Consider the following 21,160-nt stretch of genomic DNA (forward strand, 5'->3'; position numbering starts at 1 on the left):
ACCGACCCTGAGCGGGCATTGGAATGACAAGTCGTACCACCAACAAAAGTCACCTCGAGGCGTCGCCCTGAGATTTCACCCAGAGGCGGCCTTTTTCATTGCTGACTCAGATCCGCGTAGTGCAGCGCTTATAGTCAAAAAATGATTATTATTAGAAATTCCCGTCCCGATGAGGGCGAACGCGCTGTTGAAATTTGGCGCCGCGCGGTTGATGCTACTCATGACTTTCTGTCCCAAGAGGATCGCCAAGCCATCGACGAAATGGTTTGCGACTTTCTGCCAAAAGTTCCGCTTTGGTTCGCTGTGGATGCGAATGATTACCCATTGGCACTTATGTTCATCGACAACGGACATATGGAGGCCTTGTTCGTTGACCCCGCTTGCCGCGGGACGGGCATTGGTAGCGCGCTCGTTCGTCACGGCCTTTTGCTTCACCCCAAAATGACAACTGATGTCAATGAGCAAAACGCTCAAGCATTGGGCTTCTACGAGAAAATGGGCTTCAAGCCCACAGGTCGTTCTTCGCTTGACGGGCAAGGGCGACCATACCCAATCATTCACCTGGAATATATCGGCGTCTGAAGGGCTGCTTCTGGCCGGTCGCGGTCGGCCGCCCGCCAGATGGCGGGCCTCCAGGACTGAGCGAATTTGCTTCGCCGCCAATGGATATGCGCATCGCCGTCAATAATGAGGGAGACTTGGCGTTATTGCGCGAGGAAATTAACGATCGCGCCCACGGTAGCTTGTGGCTGCTCTTCCATTAGCCAGTGCCCGGCATTGGGAATGACCAGTTCCTGCACGTTGCTGGCAGTATTTCGCATGACTATCGCTTCATTCTGGCCAAAGGACTTCTCGCCGCCGATTGCCAGCACAGGCATGCTCAGCTTGGTCGCCAGCGATTTCTGATTGTCCTCGGCGTCCTGCGGAATCGACAGGAATTGCGCAAATGCGGAGTGCATTGCGCCCGGGCGCGCATAGAGCCGCGCATAGTGAACCCGCGTTGCTTCGTCGATCTTCGAGGCATCCCCCGCGAATTCGTTCCAGAACCTGTCCAAGTAGATTCGCTCGCGGCCTTTCACCAGCCGCTCCGCATCGGGGCCGCCGAAAGAGAAGTGCCAGAGGGCGGGCATGCGCACGATCTGTTCCCACGGTGGAACACCCGGCACCGGGGCGTCCATCACGACCAGCCGCTTTGTCTTGTCCGGATAGTGCGCCGCATAGGCAAATGCGACCATGGTGCCAATGTCGTGGCCGACCACGTCCGCCTGATCGATATTCAGTTGCGTCAGCACTGACCGAATGTCGCCAGCCTGCGTGCGCTTGTCATAGCCACCATCAGGGTGTGACGACAGCCCCATTCCACGCAGATCCGGCACCACCACGGTATGTGTGCGTGCCAGCTCGGCAGCCAATGGCGCCCACATGTCGCCAGTGTCGCCGAACCCATGCAGCAATACCACCGCCGGCCCGCTGCCACCTACACGCACAAACAGGGTCGCCCCGTCAGTCCGGATATTCTGCTGGCGGAAGCCTGGCGGGTACGGCTTGACCTGTGCCTGCAAAGGCTGGGTGATGGCAAGCATGAGGGCGACGGCAGCAAACAGTTTTCGCATGGTTTTTTCTTCTCTGAAGTGGTGCGGCCTGGGTCGATTTGGGAAGGAGCCATTCTGGATGGGCCGAATGGATGTGCGCTACGCGAACGCTCCTAAAGCGTAGTCCACGCCGCGCGCGGCGCAAGCACAGACCAAAAAATGATTTTTAATCCACCATCGAAGGCTTAATGTGAGGGCGGTCCCCTGTAATAACCCGCCGCTGGCAGCTAACTGCCGCTACGCCGTGCCGCTACGCCGATAGTCATCGTCCAGCACCGTCAAGGACGGTGCTGACCGGGCGGTTATCTTCATCTCGCGCAGGTAGTGCCTTCTCGGTGTCCCGTATTGTCAAATGAGTGTCCCGGAAAATCAAATGCGGGACGACGTCTTCGCCAATACTGCTTGGCAAGCCTCCCTAGGGAATGATTCGCCTGTCCAACGCGCCTTAGCCCCCCGGTGTTAGGCGTCAGTGAAGCCTGAATGGCCTTCCGCAGTCGGCAGTCCCGGGACCCTCGTAGATGCTCTTCCTGTCATTACCATGAACTTTCTTGACGGACACCTGTTCCCCGAAAACCAGCAACCGCTGATTATCACGGCTGCGCCTTACGCTCCCTCGTGGATGCCATCGGACTTTCCCGAGGACATCGCCGTCACCATGGAAGAGCAAATCCAGAAAGCGGTGGATTGCTACAACGCGGGTGCCACCGTACTGCACCTGCATGTACGGGAACTCGATGGCAAAGGCTCCAAGCGTCTGTCCAAGTTCAATGAGCTGATCGCTGGCGTGCGCGCCCGTGTACCGGAGATGATCATCCAGGTCGGCGGCTCGATCAGCTTCGCTCCGGAAACGGAAGGCGCGGCTGCAAAGTGGCTCTCTGACGACACGCGCCACATGCTGGCCGAACTCGACCCGAAACCCGACCAGGTTACGGTTACCGTAAATACGTCACAGATGAACATCCTCGAGCAGTTTGATCATCGCGACATCGTGGGCAGTTCCATGGAAGACCCGGCGGTCTTCAATGCCTACAAAGAGATGACCGTGCCGGCGCAGCCGGGCTGGGTCGAGGAGCACGTCCGCCGGCTGAGCGCGGCGGGGATCCAGAGCGCGTTCCAGTGCTACAACATCAACAGCTTCGAGTCTGTGGAACGACTGATGCGCCGCGGCATCTACCAAGGCCCGCTGGTCCTGAACTGGGTCGCGATTGGCGGGGGCATGGACTCGCCGAGTATCTATAGCTTGGCCAATTTCGTGCGCGCCGTGCCGGATGGCGCTGTTTTGACGGTGGAAAGCTCGGTACTCAACGTGCTCCCGGTGAACACGATTGGTATTGCGATGGGGCTGCATGTGCGCTGCGGTACCGAAGACACGCTCTGGAACCAGACCCGTACCGAGAAAATGGGTACGGTGGCCCAGATCGAGCAACTGGTGCGTATCTCGCAAGAGATGAGTCGCCCGATCGCGACCGCCCAGCAAGCGCGCGAAATGTGCAAGATCGGCGTGTTCTATGACACGGTGGAGGAAACTCTGCAGGAAAACGGCTTCGCGCCCAATCGCAATGGCGCGCAACAAGGCTTCCTGAGGAAGGTGGCCTAACCAAGCGTCAGTCCTGAGGAGGCTTCGCCTCCCAAAGCACAATTCTTGCGCGCCAGTCGCGCGATCGTCCGGACGGGCCATGCTGGCGCCGTCCGGCTTCGGCGTGGCATTTCAGGTAATGGAACCATGAACAACCCAGAGACTCTTTCCATTGTTGTTGGCGGCGAGCAAACGGTGATCCGCATGTATCACGCCCTCGACCGACAAGACTATCCTGGTGTATCTGCGTGCTTCATGCCAGATGGCATTTGGGATCATGGCAGTCATGCACTGCTCGGGCGAGAACAGATCCTTGCTTCCCTGGGCAAGCGGTCCGCAACGCTGTTCACTCGACACTATGTCAGCAATTTTGTTGTCCTGGAGCAGGGCGGATCCGTGGCTAAGGTGGCCTTCGGTCTGACCGTCTATCGCTCCGACACGGGTGCAGCGCCAACGCTCCCCTTGGACAAGGTGGTGCCGGCCCTGTTGGCTGACGTGGAATGCGAGTTGACATGCAGTGACCGTGGAGATTGGCTCATCAACCGCCTCGCACCTCGGATCACCTTCGCCGCGCGCGCCGCGTCCTGATGCCCAGCGTGGGCGGCCACGCCAGCTTGTCCATCGTGCCCGCCCACAGCTCACCCCGACTGCGCCAGCCGCCGTCGGCGCGTATGACGTCGCATGTGCGGCCGTTGCCGGCGACTGAAAATTATTGGATCGGAATGCCCGACCGGCCCGGAACGGCAGGGTTGGCCGCGATCTTGAGGGGAGGGTCTCAGAACGACCCATCGCGGTCAGACGGTCAACACGCAATCATCTGCTTTTGGAAATCACGTCACTCATGTATTTATTCAAATCGCGAAAATCCTGAACGGTCCAGGAGTGCGGCGCCAGCTTTACGCCGTTCTCCCTCAAAGTTCTCGGAATCAGGTCCCCGTTCGGACGAAGTATTACCGATGAAACAATGACGCCCGGATAATCATTGAGTCGCTTTTTGAACGCAGCAGTTGTGAGATCAGGCGTGGGGGGATTGCTTTTCTTGGCCAATGGCCCCGTGCCCTTGATATCTGCGCCGTGGCACATCGCGCATCTCTGTGTGTAAAGATTTTTCCCGTTGATGTTTTGCGCGAAGGATAGTGATGGTTGAGTCAACACCAACGCTCCTAGCGAAGCGATGAATAATTTTCTTGCTTTCATTAGGCCTTGTCGTATCACGCAGATTGCCGGGCTGGGGAGTATAGCTCGTAAGCGCGGAATGGCCGCTCATGGCCGGCTCAGGCCGTAGCCCGCCGCCAACACGAACCGGCAACGAACGGACATAAGGGATGTTCTGATGTTCCAACTTCGTTGAAGGTGCAGGAACTGGAGTGGTTGCTCGATTCGAGGCAACAGTCACTTCACTGAAGCGATTCCGGGCGAGCCGACTGGGAGCCGCTGGCCTATAGAGACGGCCACCCCAAAAAGGACCAGAATCGTCATCATGGGGCCGCGGATGACCGGCGGCCGCTACATCGTGCCGACGTCACCTTCAGGGCGGTCCCATCGGATTCTTGTATCGCTGTGTATCAAGCTGGAGTCTGGCTACTTGCGCTGACAACCCGCGTCGCAAGGCACTACAGACCAGATACACCGGTCACCTTAAATGCAGCAGTGGCGCGACAGAAACAGCCAGCGGAAGTGCTGGCCAGACCTGCGCCGCCCTCACCTGCATAGGAGGCCATCATGCGCATCAACAGGCGCTTTTTATTGTCCGGCGGCACCTTGGCCGCCACACTTGCCGCCATGGGCGGCTGGCGTGCGCTGGCCGGCGGCGCGGCGATTGCTGGCGAGACCCGCAAGGCAGCGGAACGCTTCGAGGTCACCATGAGCGACGAGGCGTGGCGCCGGAAACTGTCCCCGGCCCAGTACGCCGTGCTGCGCAACGAGGGCACGGAGCGACCCTTCAGCAGCCCGCTCAACGGCGAGCATCGCAACGGCATCTTTGCCTGTGCCGGCTGCGAGCTCGACTTGTTCTCCTCGAAGACCAAGTTCGACAGCGGGACCGGCTGGCCCAGCTTCTGGGCACCGCTGGAGAATGCCGTGGGTACCACCGAGGACCGTACCTTCGGCATGCTGCGCACCGAGGTCCATTGCCGGCGCTGCGGCGGTCACCTGGGACATGTCTTCGACGATGGCCCGAAGCCGACCGGCCTGCGCTATTGCATGAACGGGGTCGCCATGACATTCCGGCCCGCCGCCTGACGACTTCCGTGAAGCCCTCCCTGTCGACACGTACAGAACCATGCTGCTCCTGATCCTTGCCTATCTCGGCGGTGCGCTCACCATCCTGAGCCCCTGCATCCTGCCCGTACTGCCGTTCGTATTCGCACGCGCGGACCAGCCGTTCGCGCGCAGCGGCCTGCCGCTGCTGGCCGGCATGGGTGTCACCTTCGCGCTGGTGGCCACGCTGGCGGCCGTGGGCGGCGGCTGGGTGGCGCAGGCCAACCAGTACGGACGCTGGCTCGCCATTGCGCTGCTGGCCGTGTTCGGCCTGACGCTGCTGCTACCGCAGCTTGCCGAGCGGCTGATGCGCCCGCTGGTCAGCGCAGGCAGCCGCCTGTCCAACTTCGCGCAAGCCGATGGCCGTGCAGCCAGCCCGGCCTCATCGTTCCTGCTGGGCATCGCCACTGGGCTGCTCTGGGCGCCCTGCGCGGGACCGATCCTGGGCCTCGTCCTGACCGGCGCGGCACTGCAAGGCGCCAACCTTGGTACCACGCTGCTGCTGCTGGCGTATGCGGCCGGCGCGGCGACGTCACTGGCGGTGGCCCTGCTGATCGGGGGACGGGTGTTCGCGGCCATGAAGCGTTCGCTCGACGCTGGCGAATGGATACGCCGCGGCATTGGCGCCGCCATGCTCGTCGGCGTGGTGGCGATCGGGCTGGGTCTCGATACCGGCGTGCTGGCGCGTGTCTCGACGATTGCCACGGGCGGACTGGAGCAGCACCTCGTCAACAGGCTGGCCGGCAACAAGGCCGCCGACAAGCAGGACGGCACGATAATGACGAGCGCGAATCCGAAAGGCGCGGTGCCGGGCGACGCCAGTGGGGGCGCGATGATGACGCGTGCCGGGGGCAGGGCAGCGGCGCTGCCGGTCGAAGGCCTGTTCCCGGGACTCAACGGTGCCGTCGAATGGCTGAACTCCCCTCCGCTGACTGCCGAGGGCCTGCGCGGCAAGGTCGTGCTGGTCGACTTCTGGACCTACTCCTGCATCAACTGCCTGCGCACGCTGCCCTACGTGAAGGCGTGGGCCAACAAGTACAAGGACCAGGGGCTCGTCGTCATCGGCGTCCACGCACCGGAATTCGCGTTCGAGCGCAATATTGACAACGTGAAGAGGGCCTCCCGCGAGCTCGGCGTGACCTATCCTGTGGCGATTGACAACAACTTCGCCATCTGGCGCGCCTTCGGCAACCAGTACTGGCCCGCGCACTACTTCATCGACGCGCAGGGCCGAATTCGCTTCCACCATTTCGGCGAAGGTGAATACGAACACTCGGAAGCCGTGATCCGCCAACTGCTGGAAGAAGCCGGCCACGCCGATGTGGCGAAGATCGCGATGGCCATGCCGGCCACGTTGAACGACAAGACCGGCAGTGGGGTGCAGATGGCGGCGGACAACGGTGCGATACGATCGCCGGAGACCTATGTTGGATACGAACGCGCGGAGAACTTCGGCTCGCCTGGCGGCGCGGCGCATGACCGGCCCAAGGACTACACGGCGCCCGCGAAGCCCGACCTGAATCAATGGGGCCTTGCCGGCAACTGGCGCATCGGCGCAGAGCGCGCCACGCTTGACCGCCCGAACGGACGCATCGTCTACCGCTTCCACGCACGCGACCTGCACCTCGTGCTCGGTCCGGCCCAGGACGGCAAGCCGGTCAGGTTCCGCGTGACGATCGACGGCGCCGAGCCAGGCACGTCGCACGGCACCGACACCGCGCCGGATGGAACCGGCGAGGTCACCGCCCAGCGCCTCTACCAACTGGTGCGGCAGGACGGCGAGATCAGGGACCGCACGTTTGCCATCGAATTCCTCGATCCCGGCGTGGAGGCTTATGCCTTCACATTCGGCTAACCTTTTGAACCCAAGGAGATTCACATGAACGCGATCGCAACACTGCAGCGCTTGACGCGCTTCACAACGCTTAGGCTGATGGGTGTCTCCATGCTGGTGGCGGCTGCCGGAATCTGGGGGCGGCCCGCATTATCCGCGGAGGATGCGGTACGCATTCCCGCCCCCTCGCAGGACGAGAAGCCCGGTGATGCCCACATCGAGACGGCCGTGTTCGCGGGCGGCTGCTTTTGGGGTGTGCAGGGCGTATTCGAGCACGTGCGTGGCGTGACGCGTGTGACATCAGGCTATGCTGGCGGCGCGGCCAGCACGGCGCAGTACGAGAAGGTTGGCTCAGGCACGACGGGCCACGCGGAATCCGTCGAAATCCGCTACGACCCGGCGCAAGTCAGCTACGGCAAGCTGCTGCAGGTCTTCTTCTCGGTGGCACACAACCCGACCCAGCTCAACTACCAGGGGCCCGATCACGGCACCCAATACCGCTCCGCGATCTTTCCGGTCACGCCGGCGCAGCGCGCGATTGCCGAGGCCTATATTGCCCAGCTTGGGGCAGCCAAGTCGTTCCGCGCACCGATCGTGACGCGCGTGGAGGACTACAAAGGGTTCTACCCGGCGGAAGCCTATCACCAGGACTTCCTGACGAAGAATCCGCGCCACCCATACATCGTGATCAACGACCTGCCCAAGATCGGCAACCTGAAGCAGATCTTTCCCGATCTCTATCGCAATGACCCGGTGTTGCTGAGCAGATCGGGGGCCTGAGACTGGGGTACGGGGCGCAACGCGCCTCAGGCGCAGGTCGTACCTGCTACGCATGTCTCTCCGCGCCATATAGCATGCGATGCGGCGTCGCGATGAGGCAGTGACCATCAGCTAACTGGGCTTCTGGCTCTCGGCAATTCGAACTCCCTCGTCCATGATCGCATTGCCATGCAGCGTGAACAGGTCGGCACGCCCGCCCGCGGTGGCGTGCAAGGGCAGGCCCGTGCGGATGCGCACTAGTGTTCGACCAGATTCTCGATGCGGATCGGCAACTCCCGCACTCGCTTGCCGGTTGCGTGAAACACCGCGTTAGCCACGGCCGGCGCCACGCCCACCAGCGCGATTTCCCCCAGTCCCTTTACGCCTAGCTCGTTTACATGGGGATCGACCTCGTCGACAAAATGCGCTTCGAGCGCCTGGATATCCAGGTTGACGGGCACGAGGTAATCCGCCATATGGGCATTCACGGGCCGGCCATCGCGCGCATCGAGGGCAGTCCGCTCCATCAGCGCCATGCCGATGCCGCCGACCATCCCGCCCGTGCACTGGCTGGCTGCTAGCCGCGGATTCACGATACGACCCGCGCCATAGGCGCCGACCACGCGCCGGACGCGGATCGTACCGACATCGGGATCGATTGCGACTTCCACGAACACCGCACCGAAGGCATGCATGGAGAAGCGGCTGCGCAATTCGGCATCGGGACCCGCCGTGGCACTGGCTTCAATGCCGCCATCGGTGCGGCCTGCGCGCGCTTGGCGCAGGTCCAGCGCCGCCATGCAGGCGAAGCGCACGGCGGAGCCGACCGAAGCGAGGGTCATGGAGCCGCCATGTGGCGGGGTGGGCGGGAAATCCGAGCGGCCAAGGCTGAAGCGCACGCTGTCCATTGGCAGCCCCAGCGTCTCGGCGGCGATCTGCGTGATCGAGGTGTAGGTGCCAGGTCCCATGTCGCTGGCTGCGGCTTCCACTTCGGCGGTGCCATCAGCAAGCAGGCGCACGCGGGCGCTGGCCTGGCCATGGAAGACCGGGTAAGTGGCACAGGCCATGCCCCAGCCGATGCGCAGGCGGCCGTCTCGCATCGAGCCGGGCGCCAGCGTGCGGCGGGCCCAGCCGAACGCGTCGGCGCCGCGCTCGTAGCAGGCAAGCATGGAGCGGCTGGAGAAGGGCAGTTGCAGGCCCTCGTCGAGCCGGGGTTCATTGCGACGGCGCAGCTCCAGCGGATCCATCTGGAGGGCATGGGCCAGCTCGTCCATTGCGCATTCCAGCGCAAAGACGCCCGTGGCTTCGCCCGGACCCCGCATATAGGTCGGTGTGCTGATGTCCAGTGGCACCAGCCGGTAGCGCGTGCGCACATTAGGGCAGCTATACAGGAAAGGCGTCACCGCTGTGAGCGCTTCGGTGAACTGCTCATAGCGGCTGGTTTCACCGGTGCCTTCATGCACGATGCCGGTCAGCCTGCCCTCCGGCGTCGCCGCCAGCGCCACGCGCTGGACCGTGCGTGGCCGGTGCCCCGCAAGATGAAAGGTTTGCCGCCTCGACAGCACCAGCTTGACGGGCCTGCCGACCTCGCGCGCGGCGATCGCCGCCAGCGTGACATGCGGCCACGTGCGCAGGCTGGTGCCAAAAGCGCCGCCGATAAACGGGCAGATGACGTGGACATTCTCAGCCGGGATGCCGAAGATCGCCGCGATCTCGGCCTGCTCGTTGACCACAAACTGGCTCTTGCTCCAGAGCGTTAGCCGCTCGCCTTCCCAGGCTGCAATGGTGGCATTCGGCTCGATCGGCAGGTGATTTTCACGCGCGGCATCGTAGCTGGCATCGATGCTGACCGCGGCTGCCGCCAGCGCACCGTCAGGGTCGCCGCGTACCCGGTCGGCCGAATGGGGGCCTGGCTCGCGTGCTTCGTCCGGCACCACGGCTTCGGCACGCTTGTCGAGCGGGTCGGAAACAGGTGTTTCCTCGGCATAGCGAATATGCAGCAGGCAGGCTGCGTGCTCGGCTTGGTCCAGGGTCTGTGCCACGACCACGGCAACCGGCTGGCCGTAGAAGCGGACATGATCGTCCTGCAGGACATGGAGACGTTCGCCGTGTGCCGGATCGATAAAGCCTTTGTGGGGCGCATACGCCAGTTTCGGGGCGTTCTCATGGGTCAGTACCGCCAAGACCCCTGGCAGCCTACGCGCCGCTTCCGTGTTGAGCTCGACTACTCGTCCCAGTCCGATCGAAGCGCCCACGATGACCGCATAGGCTTGCCCGGGTTGATTGAAGTCAGCGGCATACTGCGCCCTGCCGGTCACTTTGGCGCGCCCGTCGATGCGGGCATGCGGTTGGCCGATATGGTTTGCGCTCGTCATCTGGTTTCTCCTGCGAGTTCGAGGGCCCGGACCACGGTCCGTTGCAGCAGCGCAACCTTGTATCGGTTGCCGGGCAGAGGAGCGGCGTCTGCGATCGTAGTCACCGCGGCCGCCTCGAAGCTCTCGCGCGTCGGCGCTTTGCCTTGCAAGGCGACTTCAGCAGCACGCATGCGCCACGGCCTGGTGCCGACGCCACCGCATGCGAGGCGTGCGCCCTGGATCGCGCCATCACGAACCTCGAAGGCTGCCGCGGCCGATACCAGGGCAAATTCATATGAGGCCCGGTCCCGCACCTTTAGATAACGCGCATTCCGTGCATAAGGGAGCGGTGGAACCCTGACCTCGACGATGAGTTCGCCGGGCTCCAAGGCGTGTTCGAGATGCGGCGTGGTCCCGGGCAGCCGGTAAAGGTCTTCCACGGGGAAGTGGCGTGACCCGTTTGGGCCATGTACATAGACCACCGCGTCCAGTGCGACCAGTGCAACCGCAAGGTCGGACGGATGTGTTGCCGAGCAATGGTCGCTGACGCCCAGGATGGCATTGCCCGCATGCAGGCCGTCGATGGCCGCGCAACCGCTGTCCGGGGTGCGCTTGTTGCAGGCCGCATCGAGCATGCGGAAGTAAGGACAGCGCACGCGCTGGAGCAGGTTGCCACCGATGCTGGCCATGTTGCGTAGCTGGGGCGAGGCGCCCTCGAGCAGCGACTCGGCAATCACCGGATGGAGGCGGCAGACATCGGGATGCGCAGCGACATCGGACATGCGGGCCAGCGCGCCGATGACCAGCTCGTCGCCCTCCACGCGGATATGGCCAAGCGGCAGTGCGTTGATGTCGACCAGCCGCGTGGGCTGCTCCACGTGCTCCCGCATCAGATCCACCAGCGTGGTGCCGCCGGCGATAAAGCGCGCCCCACCCGCGGCGGCGGCCAGCGCTTCCGCTTCCGAGCTGGCCTTCTGCAGTATGAACGGGATCATGGCTGCTTCCTCCCTCCAACTTCGGCGACCGCCGCGACGATTCCCGGGTAGGCCCCGCACCGGCAGATGTTGCCGCTCATCCAGAAGCGCACCTCCTCGGGCGAAGTGGCATGACCCTCGCCAATGCAGGCTACGCCCGACATGATCTGGCCGGCCGTGCAGAATCCACATTGAAACCCGTCGTGCGCGATAAACGCGGCCTGTAGCGGATGCAATTCGCCGTCGACCGTCGACAGGCCTTCAATCGTGCTGACGTGCGCGTCATTACAGATGGCGGCAAGCGCAAGGCAGCTGTTGATCCTGCGCCCGTTCACCAGCACCGTGCAGGCGCCGCATGCGCCCTGGTTGCATCCCTTCTTCGTGCCCGTGAGATCCAGGCGCTCGCGCAGGACGTCGAGCAGCGATTCGCGCGGGTCGATATCGAGGCGATGCAGCGTGCCGTTGACCGTCAGGTTTAGCGGCACGCGGGTAGAGCCGTGGTCATCGCCAGGCTGTGGCTGACTGCCTTCGGAACGAACAGAACTGGACATAGTCGACATTCCTCTTTGCATGGCCCAAGGAACTTGGGCGATTGGGGACAAGGGCGTCGTCCGGTGCCTGCACCAACCATGGGAACGCTCGGCGGGAAATGAACTGCAGCGACACCCCGGGGCGCGAATCCTGCAAGTCACTACAGGCTTCGCCGGGCCCTGGCCCACATCGGGAACCGAAAGGTGTGTGGCGGTCACGCACTGGTGGACAGTCGTGGCCTGCTACAGGCACCGGTGGTCATTGCAACGAAACGCCGTCTCATTGCCACGGGCGATTCCTTGCGTTGACGGATTGGATAATAGGTACGAAAAGAGAGCCTCGCTGGCATTTCCTCGCCTCAAGCGGCAGCCACTCAAGAGCGGCGCGCAAAGCACGCCAGGAAAGATGCGAACGGAGAAAAGCGGCTTGACTCGGCCCATCTCTCCCGCGTTGCGGAAACCGAAGTCCTTGACCTGCGCAACATCAAGCGCAGACCTCATTAGCGGGTAAGGGAACGACGTCACCGTCGCCCCCTCCCCAAAGAACCGTACGTGCGAGTTTCCCCGCATACGGCTCGCGCATGGCTAAAGCACCGTTGCCCGGCGCCGGCCTTTCCATACAGCACAAGACCTTCGCATACGTCATATCGTTGGCCCATCTCATTGCTGAGGCGGAGGCGCTGAACTGCCGTAAAACAACGACAGTCTCTTCCAAGCTGCCCCGCGTTGGACCGCAAATACTGGTTCGCGACAGCCACACCTCGCGCAAGTCTGCACCCTTTCAGGTCGGAGCAAAGTTTGAACTCCTATCCGGACGATTACAGTCTGGCATTCGCTTTTTGCGCGTTCTCTTACCCGCTTCCCCAACAGCTTCCCTCACGGGTCGCTTGCCAACGATTCGATGTTCTAAATGTTGGCAGAGAATCGGGCTTACCACGTTCCCGTTCTTGCCGACCTCGGCGATACCTCCAGCCCGAGGACTGTCCGTTTAGCGCCCGCCTATCCCACGGCAGCCCTGATGACGACGTGCCCCTACTGATCAAAGGAGCAACCAGCTGCTTACCTTTTGGTCAGGGCCTACCAGCCGCTTTGGCCCATCGGAATTGACGCGGTTTATCAGCGATTCACATCTGTTGCGCATGCGGAAATTTCCTAGTCCCTACACCGCGTTGCGGCTTGCAGCGTCGCCACCATTCGTCGCCGAATCATGACGTCTTTCGACGGGTACATTGTCCCCGGAGCTTCAGACCCGACGATTACTCATCACGCCTGTCCAGGTAGGAGACTGCTGGTCGTACAGCAGGTCACAGCACACTAGTACCGTATGTGACAAGACAAGAACGAACTTCGCTGCCCGCTGAAACTTGACTACCGACACGCCGCGGGCAAGCAGCACGTGTCGCACGATCAGCGATCCCCTAACCATTGGGAAGTTTGCCTGATCAACGTAACGCTACGGGAACTCTTCGAGTGGATGTGCCAGGGGGGACTACTCTCTGCCGGCGAATGGCTGTGGTCTGAGTGATCCAAGGTATGCGACCAGCGCGTTCATGTCGGAGGCGTTGATATTTTTGTACCAATCGAACGCCATGGGCGGTTTGTAGTGAGCGCCGTTCTTGCCTATGCCGCGAATGGCCAGGGCGATCTCTGTCTTATTCCAACCCTTTAGGCCACTTTCATGCGGAGTCAGATTGCGCGCAACACTCTCGCCCCAGGGTCCCTTGAACACTTGGCCGCCGGCGCCTAGACGCGTGAGCTGAAGCATTCCCTTTTCATCGCGCGGCGTGTGACATTCCATGCAATGCCCGATATTGGCGAGGTACTCCCCGTACTTGATCGTTTCCTTAGGGGAGGGGGCACGAATGCCCTTCACGGCCGGGCCATAGTTCGGCGGCAATGGGATGTTGTACTTGGACTTCTCGACGGCGTTCTTCACGGGTGGCTGCACCCTCAAATACGCAATGATCGCTGCCAAATCGGCATCAGACATGCGCCGGTAGAACTCGATTGGCATAGGCGGACCGATAATGCTCCCGTCCGGTCGAATGCCTTCACGGATCGCCTTGCCAAGCTGAGCATCGGTCCATTTTCCGATGCCAGTCTCAGGGTCAGGGGTAATGTTGGGCGCGTAGGCCTTAAACGGCGGCTCGTCGAAGACCATGCCGCCAGACAGGCCCCTGGAGAAGATCGGCTCGCCCTTCTCACCTCGAGCGATATGGCAATTGCCGCAAGCCACCACGCCCTCCATTAGGTATTTTCCCCGCGCGATCCGCGCTACGTCCTGGCCGCTGCTTGTACCAATTTGAGCCATCAGGAGCACACCTGTGGCCATCCGGAATAACGTCCCCATGATTCCCCCTGCCTATAGGCTATAGCTAACCTGCGCTGAGTACCTTCACCGGAGTATCAGCAATTCCTGGCTGAATGAAATCCCCCGAATAGGGGAACATGACCAAAAGATGGCGGACTGATCATGCAGGATTCGAATCGGCGATGAGTGAGGATTCAACCCTAAGCCATCCAGGGCGATCGGCGCTGCTTGTAGGTCCGCAATTCGGGGCTCCGCTTTGTGTGCGGACCTAGGCGTCGGCAGGGCTGCCGGGCATGGGTCGGTGCCCATTTTCTTCGATCGCTCTGATCTGAGTCTCGCGACCGCCCCGCTTACGCCATCTCCGCCACCTCGCCCACGGGGGCCTCCTGCACCGCCACCTGCGCCGGCGGCCGGATTCGGAACCAGATCGCATACATCGCCGGCAGGAACACCAGCGTCAACAGCGTGCCGGCGAGCGTCCCCCCGATCAGCGTATAGGCCAGCGTGCCCCAGAACACCGAGTGCGTGAGCGGGATGAAGGCGAGGATGGCCGCCACGGCCGTCAGTAGCACCGGCCGGGCCCGTTGCACGGTAGCCTCCACCACCGCGTCGTACGGCGACAGTCCCTCCTTCAGGTTGCCCTGGATTTGCCCGATCAGGATCAGCGTATTCCGCATCAGGATGCCGGACAGCGCCACCAGCCCCACGAGCGCATTGATGCCGAACGGCTGGTGGAAGAGCAGTAGCGTCGGGACCACGCCGATCAGGCCGAGCGGACTCGTCAGGATGACCATGACCATGCCCGCCATCGACCGCACCTGGAACATGATGATCAGCAGCGTGATCGCCAGCATGATGGGGAACAGCGGCGCCAGCGCCTTGTTCGCCTTGCCCGATTCCTCGATGGAACCGGCCATCTCGATGCGGTAGCCCGAAGGCAGCGTCTGGATGACCGGCTGCAGCTGCGCCAGGATGGCCTTCGATACGTCGGGCGGCTGCTGGTTGTCAGCAATGTCGCCCCGCACGGTGATGGTCGGCGTGCGGTCGCGTCGGCGCAGGATGGGATCTTCCATGCGCACGTCCACCGTGCCGACCTGCGAGAGGGGAACGCGCTCGCCGTTGGCGCCGATCAGCGTAAAGCCGGCGATGCGCTCCGGGTCGAGGCGGATGTCGCCCGCGGCGCGCGCCACCACCTGCACCGAGCGGATGTCCTCGCGCACCTCGGTCACCGGCACGCCGGTCAGCAGGAATTCAAGCTGCTGCGCCACGTCGTGGGAGGTCAGGCCGACCGCCTGCAGCCGGTCCTGCTGGAGCGTAAAGTGCAGCCCCGGCACCCGCGGGCCCCAGTCGGTGTTGACGGTGCGCATCAGCGGGCTCGCGTCCATCACGCCCTCTACCTGCCTGGCGATGGCGCGCAGCTTGTCGGGGTCCGGACCCATGACGCGGAACGCGACCGGGAAGGGCGAGTAGGGCCCGAACACCAGTTGCGTCACGCGCACCCGCGCGCCTGGAGAAAGGCCTTCGGCGATGGCTTGGCGGAGCCGGCCCTTGAGCACGTCGCGTTCTTCCTGGTTGTCGGTGCGCACCACGATCTTGGCGAAGGACGGGTCCGGTAGTTCCGGCGACATCGCCAGGTAGAAGCGCGGAGCCCCCTGGCCGATATAGGACGTCACGATCTTCGCTTCTGGCTGTTTGTCGAGCCACGCTTCCACCTTCTCCGCCGCGGCGCTGGTCTGTTCGATGGACGTGCCGTAGGGCATCTGCACCTCCACCAGCACCTCGGGACGATCAGAGGTCGGGAAGAACTGCTTGCGCACGGCGCCCATGCCGACCACGCTCGCGGCGAACAGTCCGACGACGATTGCCGCGACGACCCACTTCCGCCCGATGACCCTCCCCAGCAGCCCACGAAAGCGCTGGTAGTTCGGCGTGGCGTAGATGGCGCCATGGCCGCCTTCCACCTTCGTCATCTCGGGCAACAGCTTCACGCCGAGATAGGGCGTGAAAACGACCGCGACGATCCACGACGCGATCAGCGCGATCCCCACGATCCAGAACTGGTTGCCGGTGTACTCGCCTGCGGAAGACTTCGCGAAGCCGTTCGGCATGAAGCCCACGGCGGTGACGAGCGTGCCGGACAGCATCGGCGCGGCCGTATGGCTCCAGGCATAGGCCGACGCCGCGATCCGTCCATACCCTTCCTCCATCTTCACCACCATCATTTCGATGGCGATGATGGCGTCGTCCACCAGCAGTCCGAGGGCCAATATCAGGGAGCCCAGCGTGATGCGGTCGAAGTTCTTTCCGGTCGCGGCCATGACCACGAAGACGGCGGCCAGCGTCAGCGGCACGGCCGCCGCGACCACGATACCCACCCGCCAGCCCATGCTGACGAAGCTCACCACCAGCACCACGATCAGCGCGGCGAAGAACTTGACCATGAACTCGTCGACGGCCGACTTGATGTTGACGGCCTGGTCCGTGACCTTGCTCAGTTCCATGCCCAGCGGCAGCTCGGCGTTGACCTTCGCCACTTCCGCGTCGAGCGACTTGCCGAGGTCGAGGCCGTTCCAGCCGTCGCGCATCACGATGCCGAGCAGCAGCGCCGGCTCGCCCTTGTTGCGCACGACGAAGGTGGCCGGGTCCTGGTAGCCGCGTTCGACGGTGGCGATGTCAGACAGCTTCAGCGTGCGGCCGTGTGCCACCACGGGGGTGTCGCGGATGCGTTGCAGCTTGTCGAACGCGCCGTCGAGCCGCACGAAGACCTGCGGCCCGTCAGTGTCGATGGAACCCGCGGGAGTGAGCACGTTCTGGCTGTTGAGCGCGGCGAAGATGTCCTGCGGCGTCACGCCGAGCGTGGCCAGCCGGTCGTGCGAGAACGACAGGTAGATGCGCTCCGCCTGCTCGCCGATGATGTTGACCTTCTTCACGCCGGCCACATGCAGCAGGCGCTGGCGGATGGTCTCCGCCTCGCGTACCAGCAGCCGCTGCGGCTCGCCCCTGGCCTTCAGCGCGAAGAGGCCGAAGGTCACGTCGGAGTATTCGTCGTTGATGAGCGGGCCGATGACGCCGGCCGGCAGGGAACGCGCCTCGTCGCCAAGCTTCTTGCGGGCCTGGTAGAACTCCTCGGGGACTTCCTTTGGCGGCGTGCTGTCGAGCAGCGTGACGGTGGTGAACGCCAGTCCGGGCCTTGTGTAGGTTTCCGTGCGGTCGTAGTAGCGCAGTTCCTGCATGCGCTTTTCCAGCTTTTCCGCGACCTGGTCCTGCATTTCCTGCGCCGTCGCGCCGGGCCATGCCGTGATGAAGATCATCGACTTGACGGTGAATGGCGGGTCCTCCGCGCGGCCGAGCTGGAAGAAGGCGAAGAAGCCGGCGACCGAGATGAGGAGGATCAGGAAGAGGGTGACAGCACGCTCGCGCACGGCGAGTGCCGAGAGATTGAAGCCACTCATTGCTGCCCCCGCACACCGTTGCGGCCTTTACCGTCGGTGGCGGCTTCGGCCACCTTCACCTCCGACGCCAACCTGACCTGCTGCCCTTCGTTCAGCAGGTGAGCCCCCAGCGCCACCACGCGGTCGCCGGGCTGGATCTGGCCCACGACCCGCGCGGCATCGTCGCTGATGGCGCGCACGGTGACCGGCCGCCACGTCACGTGCGCCGGGGTGCCGGTGAGCACCCAGACGCCGGGGCCCTTGCCCGGATCGTGGAGCGCGCCGATGGGAACCTGCAGGCCGGATTGCGCCGCTTCCTGCGGATCGGCCACCTGCAGCGTGACGGTGGCGCCGAGCGGCGCATCGGTCAATGCACCGCCAAGGACGTAGCGCGCCTCATAGGTGCGGGTCTGGCGGTCGGCGGCGTCGGAAAGCTGGCGCAGGGTCGCGGTGACTGCCATGCCGTCCTTGCCGTAGAGCGTCGCGCGGGCCGTGGAGCCTACCGGCGGCCGCAGGGTTTCGGGCAGATGGATGATGGCCTCACGCTGTCCGGCGCGGGCCAGCCGCGCCACCACCTGTCCGGCATTCACGACCTGCCCGGGTTCGGCGAGGGTCTCGACCACGACGCCGTCGGCATCGGCCAGCAGCACAGCGTAGTCGGACGCGTTGCGCGCGACATCGGCCTGTGCCTCTTCCGCCCTGAGCTGCGCCCGCGCCGAATCGGCGGAGGCCTTGATCTGGTCATAGGCAGATGCCGATACCGCCCCGGCCGCCACGAGGTCGCGGTAGCGCTCCTCGTCAGCCGCCAGTTGCGTGGCGCGCGCCTTGGCGGCGGCCACGGCTTCCTGCCGCGCGCGCGCCGCCAGCTTCAGGTCGACGGGATCGAGCCGCATCAGCGGCTGGCCGCGCTTCACGGACTGGCCAGTGTCGACCAGGCGCTCCAGCACCTTGCCCGACACGCGGAAGCCCAGGTCGCTCTGCACCCGTGCGGCGACGATCCCGGTGAAGGCGCGCCGGGCGGCTGACGCGTCCTGCACGTTTTCCACCCTCACCAGCGGCGCTTGCACGCGGGGATCGGGCTGGGGCTTGCCGCCGCATGCCGCAAGTGCGAGCGGCAGCAGGCACATGGCCGCCAACGCAGGAGCGCTGGTGACGGCGTGGGTGACGGTGGATGCGGAAAATCGGCGCTGAAGCATGAAGGCCCTCCATACAGATGGCCTTCACTGTAGTAACAGTGACCAATTTAGTCAATGGTCACTATCGGTTTTCGCGCCCCGGGATCTGCGCGCACTTGGAGCGATCAGGGTGCCAGGCTTCGCAAGATCAGGTTGCTGAGCTGCGCCGGCGCCACTTCGACGAAGTCCAGGTTGTGCTGGAGTTGTAGTGGGTCGAGGTAAGGCTTCATCACGAGATAGATGGCATGAGCCGTTTCGTCGAGCGGCGTCTTGCGCTCGAACTCACCCGACTCGCGCCCCTCGCGCACGATCTGCAGGATCAGTTTCTGCATATGGGCATCGTAGGCACGGGCCGAAGCCCACTGTTCCTCGCAGGCCACCACGGCAATGGCGTACAGCTTGCGGTCCTGGAAGAAGAGCCGGCTGCCAGCCTCCGCCAGCGTGCCGAAGAGGCGTCGCAGCCGCTCGGAGGCCGAGTCAGCGCCGGCCACCGCCTCGTCCACAGCCTGCCTCATCTGGTTGAGGCAATTGCTGCAGATCGCCTCGCCGATTGCCTGCTTGGAGTCGAAGAACTTGTAGACGTAGGCCTTTGAGAATCCGATGGCCTTGGCCAGGTCGGACACCGTGGTCTTTTCGTATCCGTAGAGGCTGAAGTGCTCGGTGGCAGCCTCCACGATCTGGTTGCGCACGCCGTGGTCCACGGGACCGCGCATCTGGGGGGTGATGGGTTGGGTATCGGTCATGTCGTGAGCTTACACGTTGAATCGTCATTGACAAAGAGTGACCAGTTTGTATTATGGTCACAAGTCACGCAAAGAGTTCGACTATGTTATTCCGGCAGCCCATGCAGTCCCGACGCCTCCCTTCCCGTTCCCGATCACTCACTCGCCTGTCCGGCCTCGTTACCGCCGTGACTACTCTGGCGGCGCTCGCTGGCTGTGCCGTCGGCCCCGACTACCGCAGGCCCGAGGTGCCTACCGCCGACCGTTTCCTTGGGCAACGCGACGTGGAGCAGCGCCGGGCCGCCACCCGGGCGGATCTCGAAGTCTGGTGGGAAGGGTTTGGCGACCCCCAACTGACGCGCTTCGTGCGGCTGGCACTCGACCAGAACCTCGACCTGGCGGCGGCCTCCGCACGGGTCACGCAGGCCGGAGCCGGACTGCGCTTCGCCACGGCCGCGCTACTGCCCTCGGGCGGCGTCAGCGCCCAGGCCGCGAAGCAATACCAGTCCGTGGAGACGCCGCTGGGCCGGGTGCTGAATGCGACGCCAAACTTCGACCGGCATGGCAGCCTGTACGAGGCCGACCTCACCGCCAGTTGGGAGATCGACATCTTCGGCGGCCTGCGGCGGGAGCGCGAGGCGTCGCAGGCGGAGTACCAGGCGTCGGAGGCCGGGCTGGCTGCCACCCGCGTGGAGGTGGCGGCACAGGCCGCCGACACCTATGTGACCATCCGTGGCTTGCAGGCCCGGCTGTCGATCGCGCGGCAGCAGGTGGATACGCAGCGGAAGCTGGTCTCGACCGTCAGGCTGCTTTACGCCAAGGGACTGGCCGCCGCGCTGGAGGTGCAGCAGGCGGAAGGCGCGCTCGCGCAGGTGGAGGCCACGATTCCGGAACTTGAATCCGGACTCGACGCTGCGCTGAACGCGATGGACGTGCTGCTCGGCAACCCCCCGGGCACTTACCGCGCCGAACTCGCCGACATCAAGGCGATCCCGGCCGCGCCACGGATCGAAGCCACCGGCACGCCTGCAGACCTGCTGCGGCGGCGCCCCGACCTGATCGTGGCGGAACGCCGGCTGGCGGCGTCGAATGCCCGCATCGGCGCCGCCATCGCCGAGTACTACCCGAAGGTCTCGCTCAGCGGGCTGCTGGGCAGCGCGACAACCGTGGCCAGCGGCAACCTGTTCTCGGCTGGTGCCAACCAGGCTGCCGGCGTGGCCGGGCTGCGCTGGCGACTGTTCGACTTCGGGCGCATCGGGGCGCAGATCGACCAGGCGAAGGGGCAGGAGGCCGAGGCGCTGGCGGGCTATCGGCTGGCCGTGCTGCATGCGTCGGAGGATGTCGAGAATGCCTTCACGGCGCTGGTCAAGCGCGAGGAACAGACCAATACCCTCGAACGCGGGGAACTGGCGCTCCGGCAGGCGCGGAATTCGTCGTTCGCGGCCTATGAGAAGGGCGTTGTCCGCCTGATCGAGGTGCTGCTCGCCGACGAGAACCTGCTGAAGACATCCGATGCGAAGGCGCAGGCCGAAGCGCAGTCAGCCCGCGCGGCCATCGCTGCATTCAAGGCCCTGGGCGGGGGCTGGCAGGCGGCTGCGGCGCCGTCGGCGCCGGGGGGTACAGTGCTGTAGGCGATACGCCAG

At 63.8% G+C, this 21,160-nt stretch carries 16 protein-coding genes; 7 read left to right on the forward strand and 9 right to left on the reverse strand.

Features of this window, described 5'->3' with window-relative positions:
* The first annotated feature begins 141 nt into the window (after nt 1-141).
* Nucleotides 142-582: an acetyltransferase gene (locus tag CupriaWKF_RS21980; protein ID WP_276102859.1), complete on the forward strand. Its 441-nt coding sequence runs from the start codon at nt 142-144 to the stop codon at nt 580-582.
* Nucleotides 583-704: 122 nt separating this feature from the next.
* Here CupriaWKF_RS21980 and CupriaWKF_RS21985 read toward each other — a convergent pair whose 3' ends face one another.
* A complete protein-coding gene (locus tag CupriaWKF_RS21985; RefSeq protein ID WP_276102860.1) occupies nt 705-1,613 on the reverse strand; it encodes an alpha/beta hydrolase in 909 nt (302 codons plus the stop codon).
* Between the two features lie 517 nt (nt 1,614-2,130).
* Between CupriaWKF_RS21985 and CupriaWKF_RS21990 the strand changes: the two genes are divergently transcribed.
* Nucleotides 2,131-3,189 (forward strand): 3-keto-5-aminohexanoate cleavage protein, encoded by a 1,059-nt coding sequence (locus tag CupriaWKF_RS21990; RefSeq protein ID WP_276102861.1) that lies wholly within the window; start codon nt 2,131-2,133, stop codon nt 3,187-3,189.
* Nucleotides 3,190-3,315: 126 nt separating this feature from the next.
* A complete protein-coding gene (locus tag CupriaWKF_RS21995; protein WP_276102862.1) occupies nt 3,316-3,756 on the forward strand; it encodes a nuclear transport factor 2 family protein in 441 nt (146 codons plus the stop codon).
* A gap of 225 nt (nt 3,757-3,981) precedes the next feature.
* Here the strand turns inward: CupriaWKF_RS21995 and CupriaWKF_RS22000 are convergent, their stop codons facing one another.
* Nucleotides 3,982-4,365 (reverse strand): cytochrome c, encoded by a 384-nt coding sequence (locus CupriaWKF_RS22000; RefSeq protein ID WP_276102863.1) that lies wholly within the window; start codon nt 4,363-4,365, stop codon nt 3,982-3,984.
* A gap of 525 nt (nt 4,366-4,890) precedes the next feature.
* On the opposite strand from CupriaWKF_RS22000, the gene msrB reads away from it, so the two are divergent.
* The 3 genes from msrB to msrA are packed head-to-tail and all read left to right on the forward strand — an operon-like array spanning nt 4,891 to nt 8,041.
* Entirely contained in the window at nt 4,891-5,409 is a 519-nt protein-coding gene (gene msrB, locus CupriaWKF_RS22005; RefSeq protein ID WP_276102864.1) for a peptide-methionine (R)-S-oxide reductase MsrB, read from the forward strand.
* Nucleotides 5,410-5,449: 40 nt separating this feature from the next.
* Nucleotides 5,450-7,282 carry a cytochrome c biogenesis protein DipZ gene (locus CupriaWKF_RS22010; protein WP_276102865.1) on the forward strand — a complete coding sequence of 611 codons (1,833 nt, stop codon included), beginning with the start codon at nt 5,450-5,452 and terminating at the stop codon, nt 7,280-7,282.
* Nucleotides 7,283-7,306: 24 nt separating this feature from the next.
* Nucleotides 7,307-8,041, forward strand: a complete 735-nt coding sequence (gene msrA / locus CupriaWKF_RS22015) for a peptide-methionine (S)-S-oxide reductase MsrA (RefSeq protein WP_276102866.1) — start codon at nt 7,307-7,309, stop codon at nt 8,039-8,041.
* Nucleotides 8,042-8,277: 236 nt separating this feature from the next.
* Here the strand turns inward: msrA and CupriaWKF_RS22020 are convergent, their stop codons facing one another.
* From CupriaWKF_RS22020 to CupriaWKF_RS22050, 7 genes are all read right to left on the reverse strand, one after another.
* Nucleotides 8,278-10,395 (reverse strand): xanthine dehydrogenase family protein molybdopterin-binding subunit, encoded by a 2,118-nt coding sequence (locus tag CupriaWKF_RS22020; protein WP_276102867.1) that lies wholly within the window; start codon nt 10,393-10,395, stop codon nt 8,278-8,280.
* Nucleotides 10,392-11,369, reverse strand: a complete 978-nt coding sequence (locus CupriaWKF_RS22025) for a xanthine dehydrogenase family protein subunit M (RefSeq protein ID WP_276102868.1) — start codon at nt 11,367-11,369, stop codon at nt 10,392-10,394. Before CupriaWKF_RS22025 ends, CupriaWKF_RS22020 begins: the two co-directional genes overlap by 4 nt.
* The gene (locus CupriaWKF_RS22030; RefSeq protein ID WP_276102869.1) at nt 11,366-11,899 is read right to left on the reverse strand and encodes a (2Fe-2S)-binding protein; all 534 of its coding nucleotides are present in this window, start codon (nt 11,897-11,899) and stop codon (nt 11,366-11,368) included. Before CupriaWKF_RS22030 ends, CupriaWKF_RS22025 begins: the two co-directional genes overlap by 4 nt.
* Before the next feature lie 1,468 nt (nt 11,900-13,367).
* Nucleotides 13,368-14,228, reverse strand: coding sequence for a c-type cytochrome (locus CupriaWKF_RS22035; RefSeq protein WP_276102870.1), 861 nt, complete (start codon nt 14,226-14,228; stop codon nt 13,368-13,370).
* A 311-nt stretch (nt 14,229-14,539) separates the two neighbouring features.
* A complete protein-coding gene (locus CupriaWKF_RS22040) occupies nt 14,540-17,641 on the reverse strand; it encodes an efflux RND transporter permease subunit (RefSeq protein WP_276102871.1) in 3,102 nt (1,033 codons plus the stop codon).
* Complete coding sequence (locus CupriaWKF_RS22045) at nt 17,638-18,816, reverse strand: efflux RND transporter periplasmic adaptor subunit (protein WP_276102872.1); 1,179 nt, start codon at nt 18,814-18,816, stop codon at nt 17,638-17,640. Before CupriaWKF_RS22045 ends, CupriaWKF_RS22040 begins: the two co-directional genes overlap by 4 nt.
* A gap of 104 nt (nt 18,817-18,920) precedes the next feature.
* A complete protein-coding gene (locus CupriaWKF_RS22050; RefSeq protein WP_276102873.1) occupies nt 18,921-19,538 on the reverse strand; it encodes a TetR/AcrR family transcriptional regulator in 618 nt (205 codons plus the stop codon).
* Between the two features lie 101 nt (nt 19,539-19,639).
* On the opposite strand from CupriaWKF_RS22050, the gene CupriaWKF_RS22055 reads away from it, so the two are divergent.
* Nucleotides 19,640-21,148: an efflux transporter outer membrane subunit gene (locus tag CupriaWKF_RS22055; RefSeq protein ID WP_276102874.1), complete on the forward strand. Its 1,509-nt coding sequence runs from the start codon at nt 19,640-19,642 to the stop codon at nt 21,146-21,148.
* The last annotated feature ends 12 nt before the right edge of the window (nt 21,149-21,160 follow it).

The sequence above is a fragment of the Cupriavidus sp. WKF15 genome, from assembly GCF_029278605.1.
Lineage (GTDB): Bacteria > Pseudomonadota > Gammaproteobacteria > Burkholderiales > Burkholderiaceae > Cupriavidus.

What these genes read in the sequence shown, in the direction of transcription:
- CupriaWKF_RS21980 (WP_276102859.1), top strand. Translation starts at nt 142, where the DNA reads ATGATTATTATTAGAAATTCCCGTCCCGATGAGGGCGAACGCGCTGTT.
- CupriaWKF_RS21985 (WP_276102860.1), bottom strand. Translation starts at nt 1,613, where the DNA reads ATGCGAAAACTGTTTGCTGCCGTCGCCCTCATGCTTGCCATCACCCAG.
- CupriaWKF_RS21990 (WP_276102861.1), top strand. Translation starts at nt 2,131, where the DNA reads ATGAACTTTCTTGACGGACACCTGTTCCCCGAAAACCAGCAACCGCTG.
- CupriaWKF_RS21995 (WP_276102862.1), top strand. Translation starts at nt 3,316, where the DNA reads ATGAACAACCCAGAGACTCTTTCCATTGTTGTTGGCGGCGAGCAAACG.
- CupriaWKF_RS22000 (WP_276102863.1), bottom strand. Translation starts at nt 4,365, where the DNA reads ATGAAAGCAAGAAAATTATTCATCGCTTCGCTAGGAGCGTTGGTGTTG.
- msrB (WP_276102864.1), top strand. Translation starts at nt 4,891, where the DNA reads ATGCGCATCAACAGGCGCTTTTTATTGTCCGGCGGCACCTTGGCCGCC.
- CupriaWKF_RS22010 (WP_276102865.1), top strand. Translation starts at nt 5,450, where the DNA reads ATGCTGCTCCTGATCCTTGCCTATCTCGGCGGTGCGCTCACCATCCTG.
- msrA (WP_276102866.1), top strand. Translation starts at nt 7,307, where the DNA reads ATGAACGCGATCGCAACACTGCAGCGCTTGACGCGCTTCACAACGCTT.
- CupriaWKF_RS22020 (WP_276102867.1), bottom strand. Translation starts at nt 10,395, where the DNA reads ATGACGAGCGCAAACCATATCGGCCAACCGCATGCCCGCATCGACGGG.
- CupriaWKF_RS22025 (WP_276102868.1), bottom strand. Translation starts at nt 11,369, where the DNA reads ATGATCCCGTTCATACTGCAGAAGGCCAGCTCGGAAGCGGAAGCGCTG.
- CupriaWKF_RS22030 (WP_276102869.1), bottom strand. Translation starts at nt 11,899, where the DNA reads ATGTCCAGTTCTGTTCGTTCCGAAGGCAGTCAGCCACAGCCTGGCGAT.
- CupriaWKF_RS22035 (WP_276102870.1), bottom strand. Translation starts at nt 14,228, where the DNA reads ATGGGGACGTTATTCCGGATGGCCACAGGTGTGCTCCTGATGGCTCAA.
- CupriaWKF_RS22040 (WP_276102871.1), bottom strand. Translation starts at nt 17,641, where the DNA reads ATGAGTGGCTTCAATCTCTCGGCACTCGCCGTGCGCGAGCGTGCTGTC.
- CupriaWKF_RS22045 (WP_276102872.1), bottom strand. Translation starts at nt 18,816, where the DNA reads ATGCTTCAGCGCCGATTTTCCGCATCCACCGTCACCCACGCCGTCACC.
- CupriaWKF_RS22050 (WP_276102873.1), bottom strand. Translation starts at nt 19,538, where the DNA reads ATGACCGATACCCAACCCATCACCCCCCAGATGCGCGGTCCCGTGGAC.
- CupriaWKF_RS22055 (WP_276102874.1), top strand. Translation starts at nt 19,640, where the DNA reads ATGCAGTCCCGACGCCTCCCTTCCCGTTCCCGATCACTCACTCGCCTG.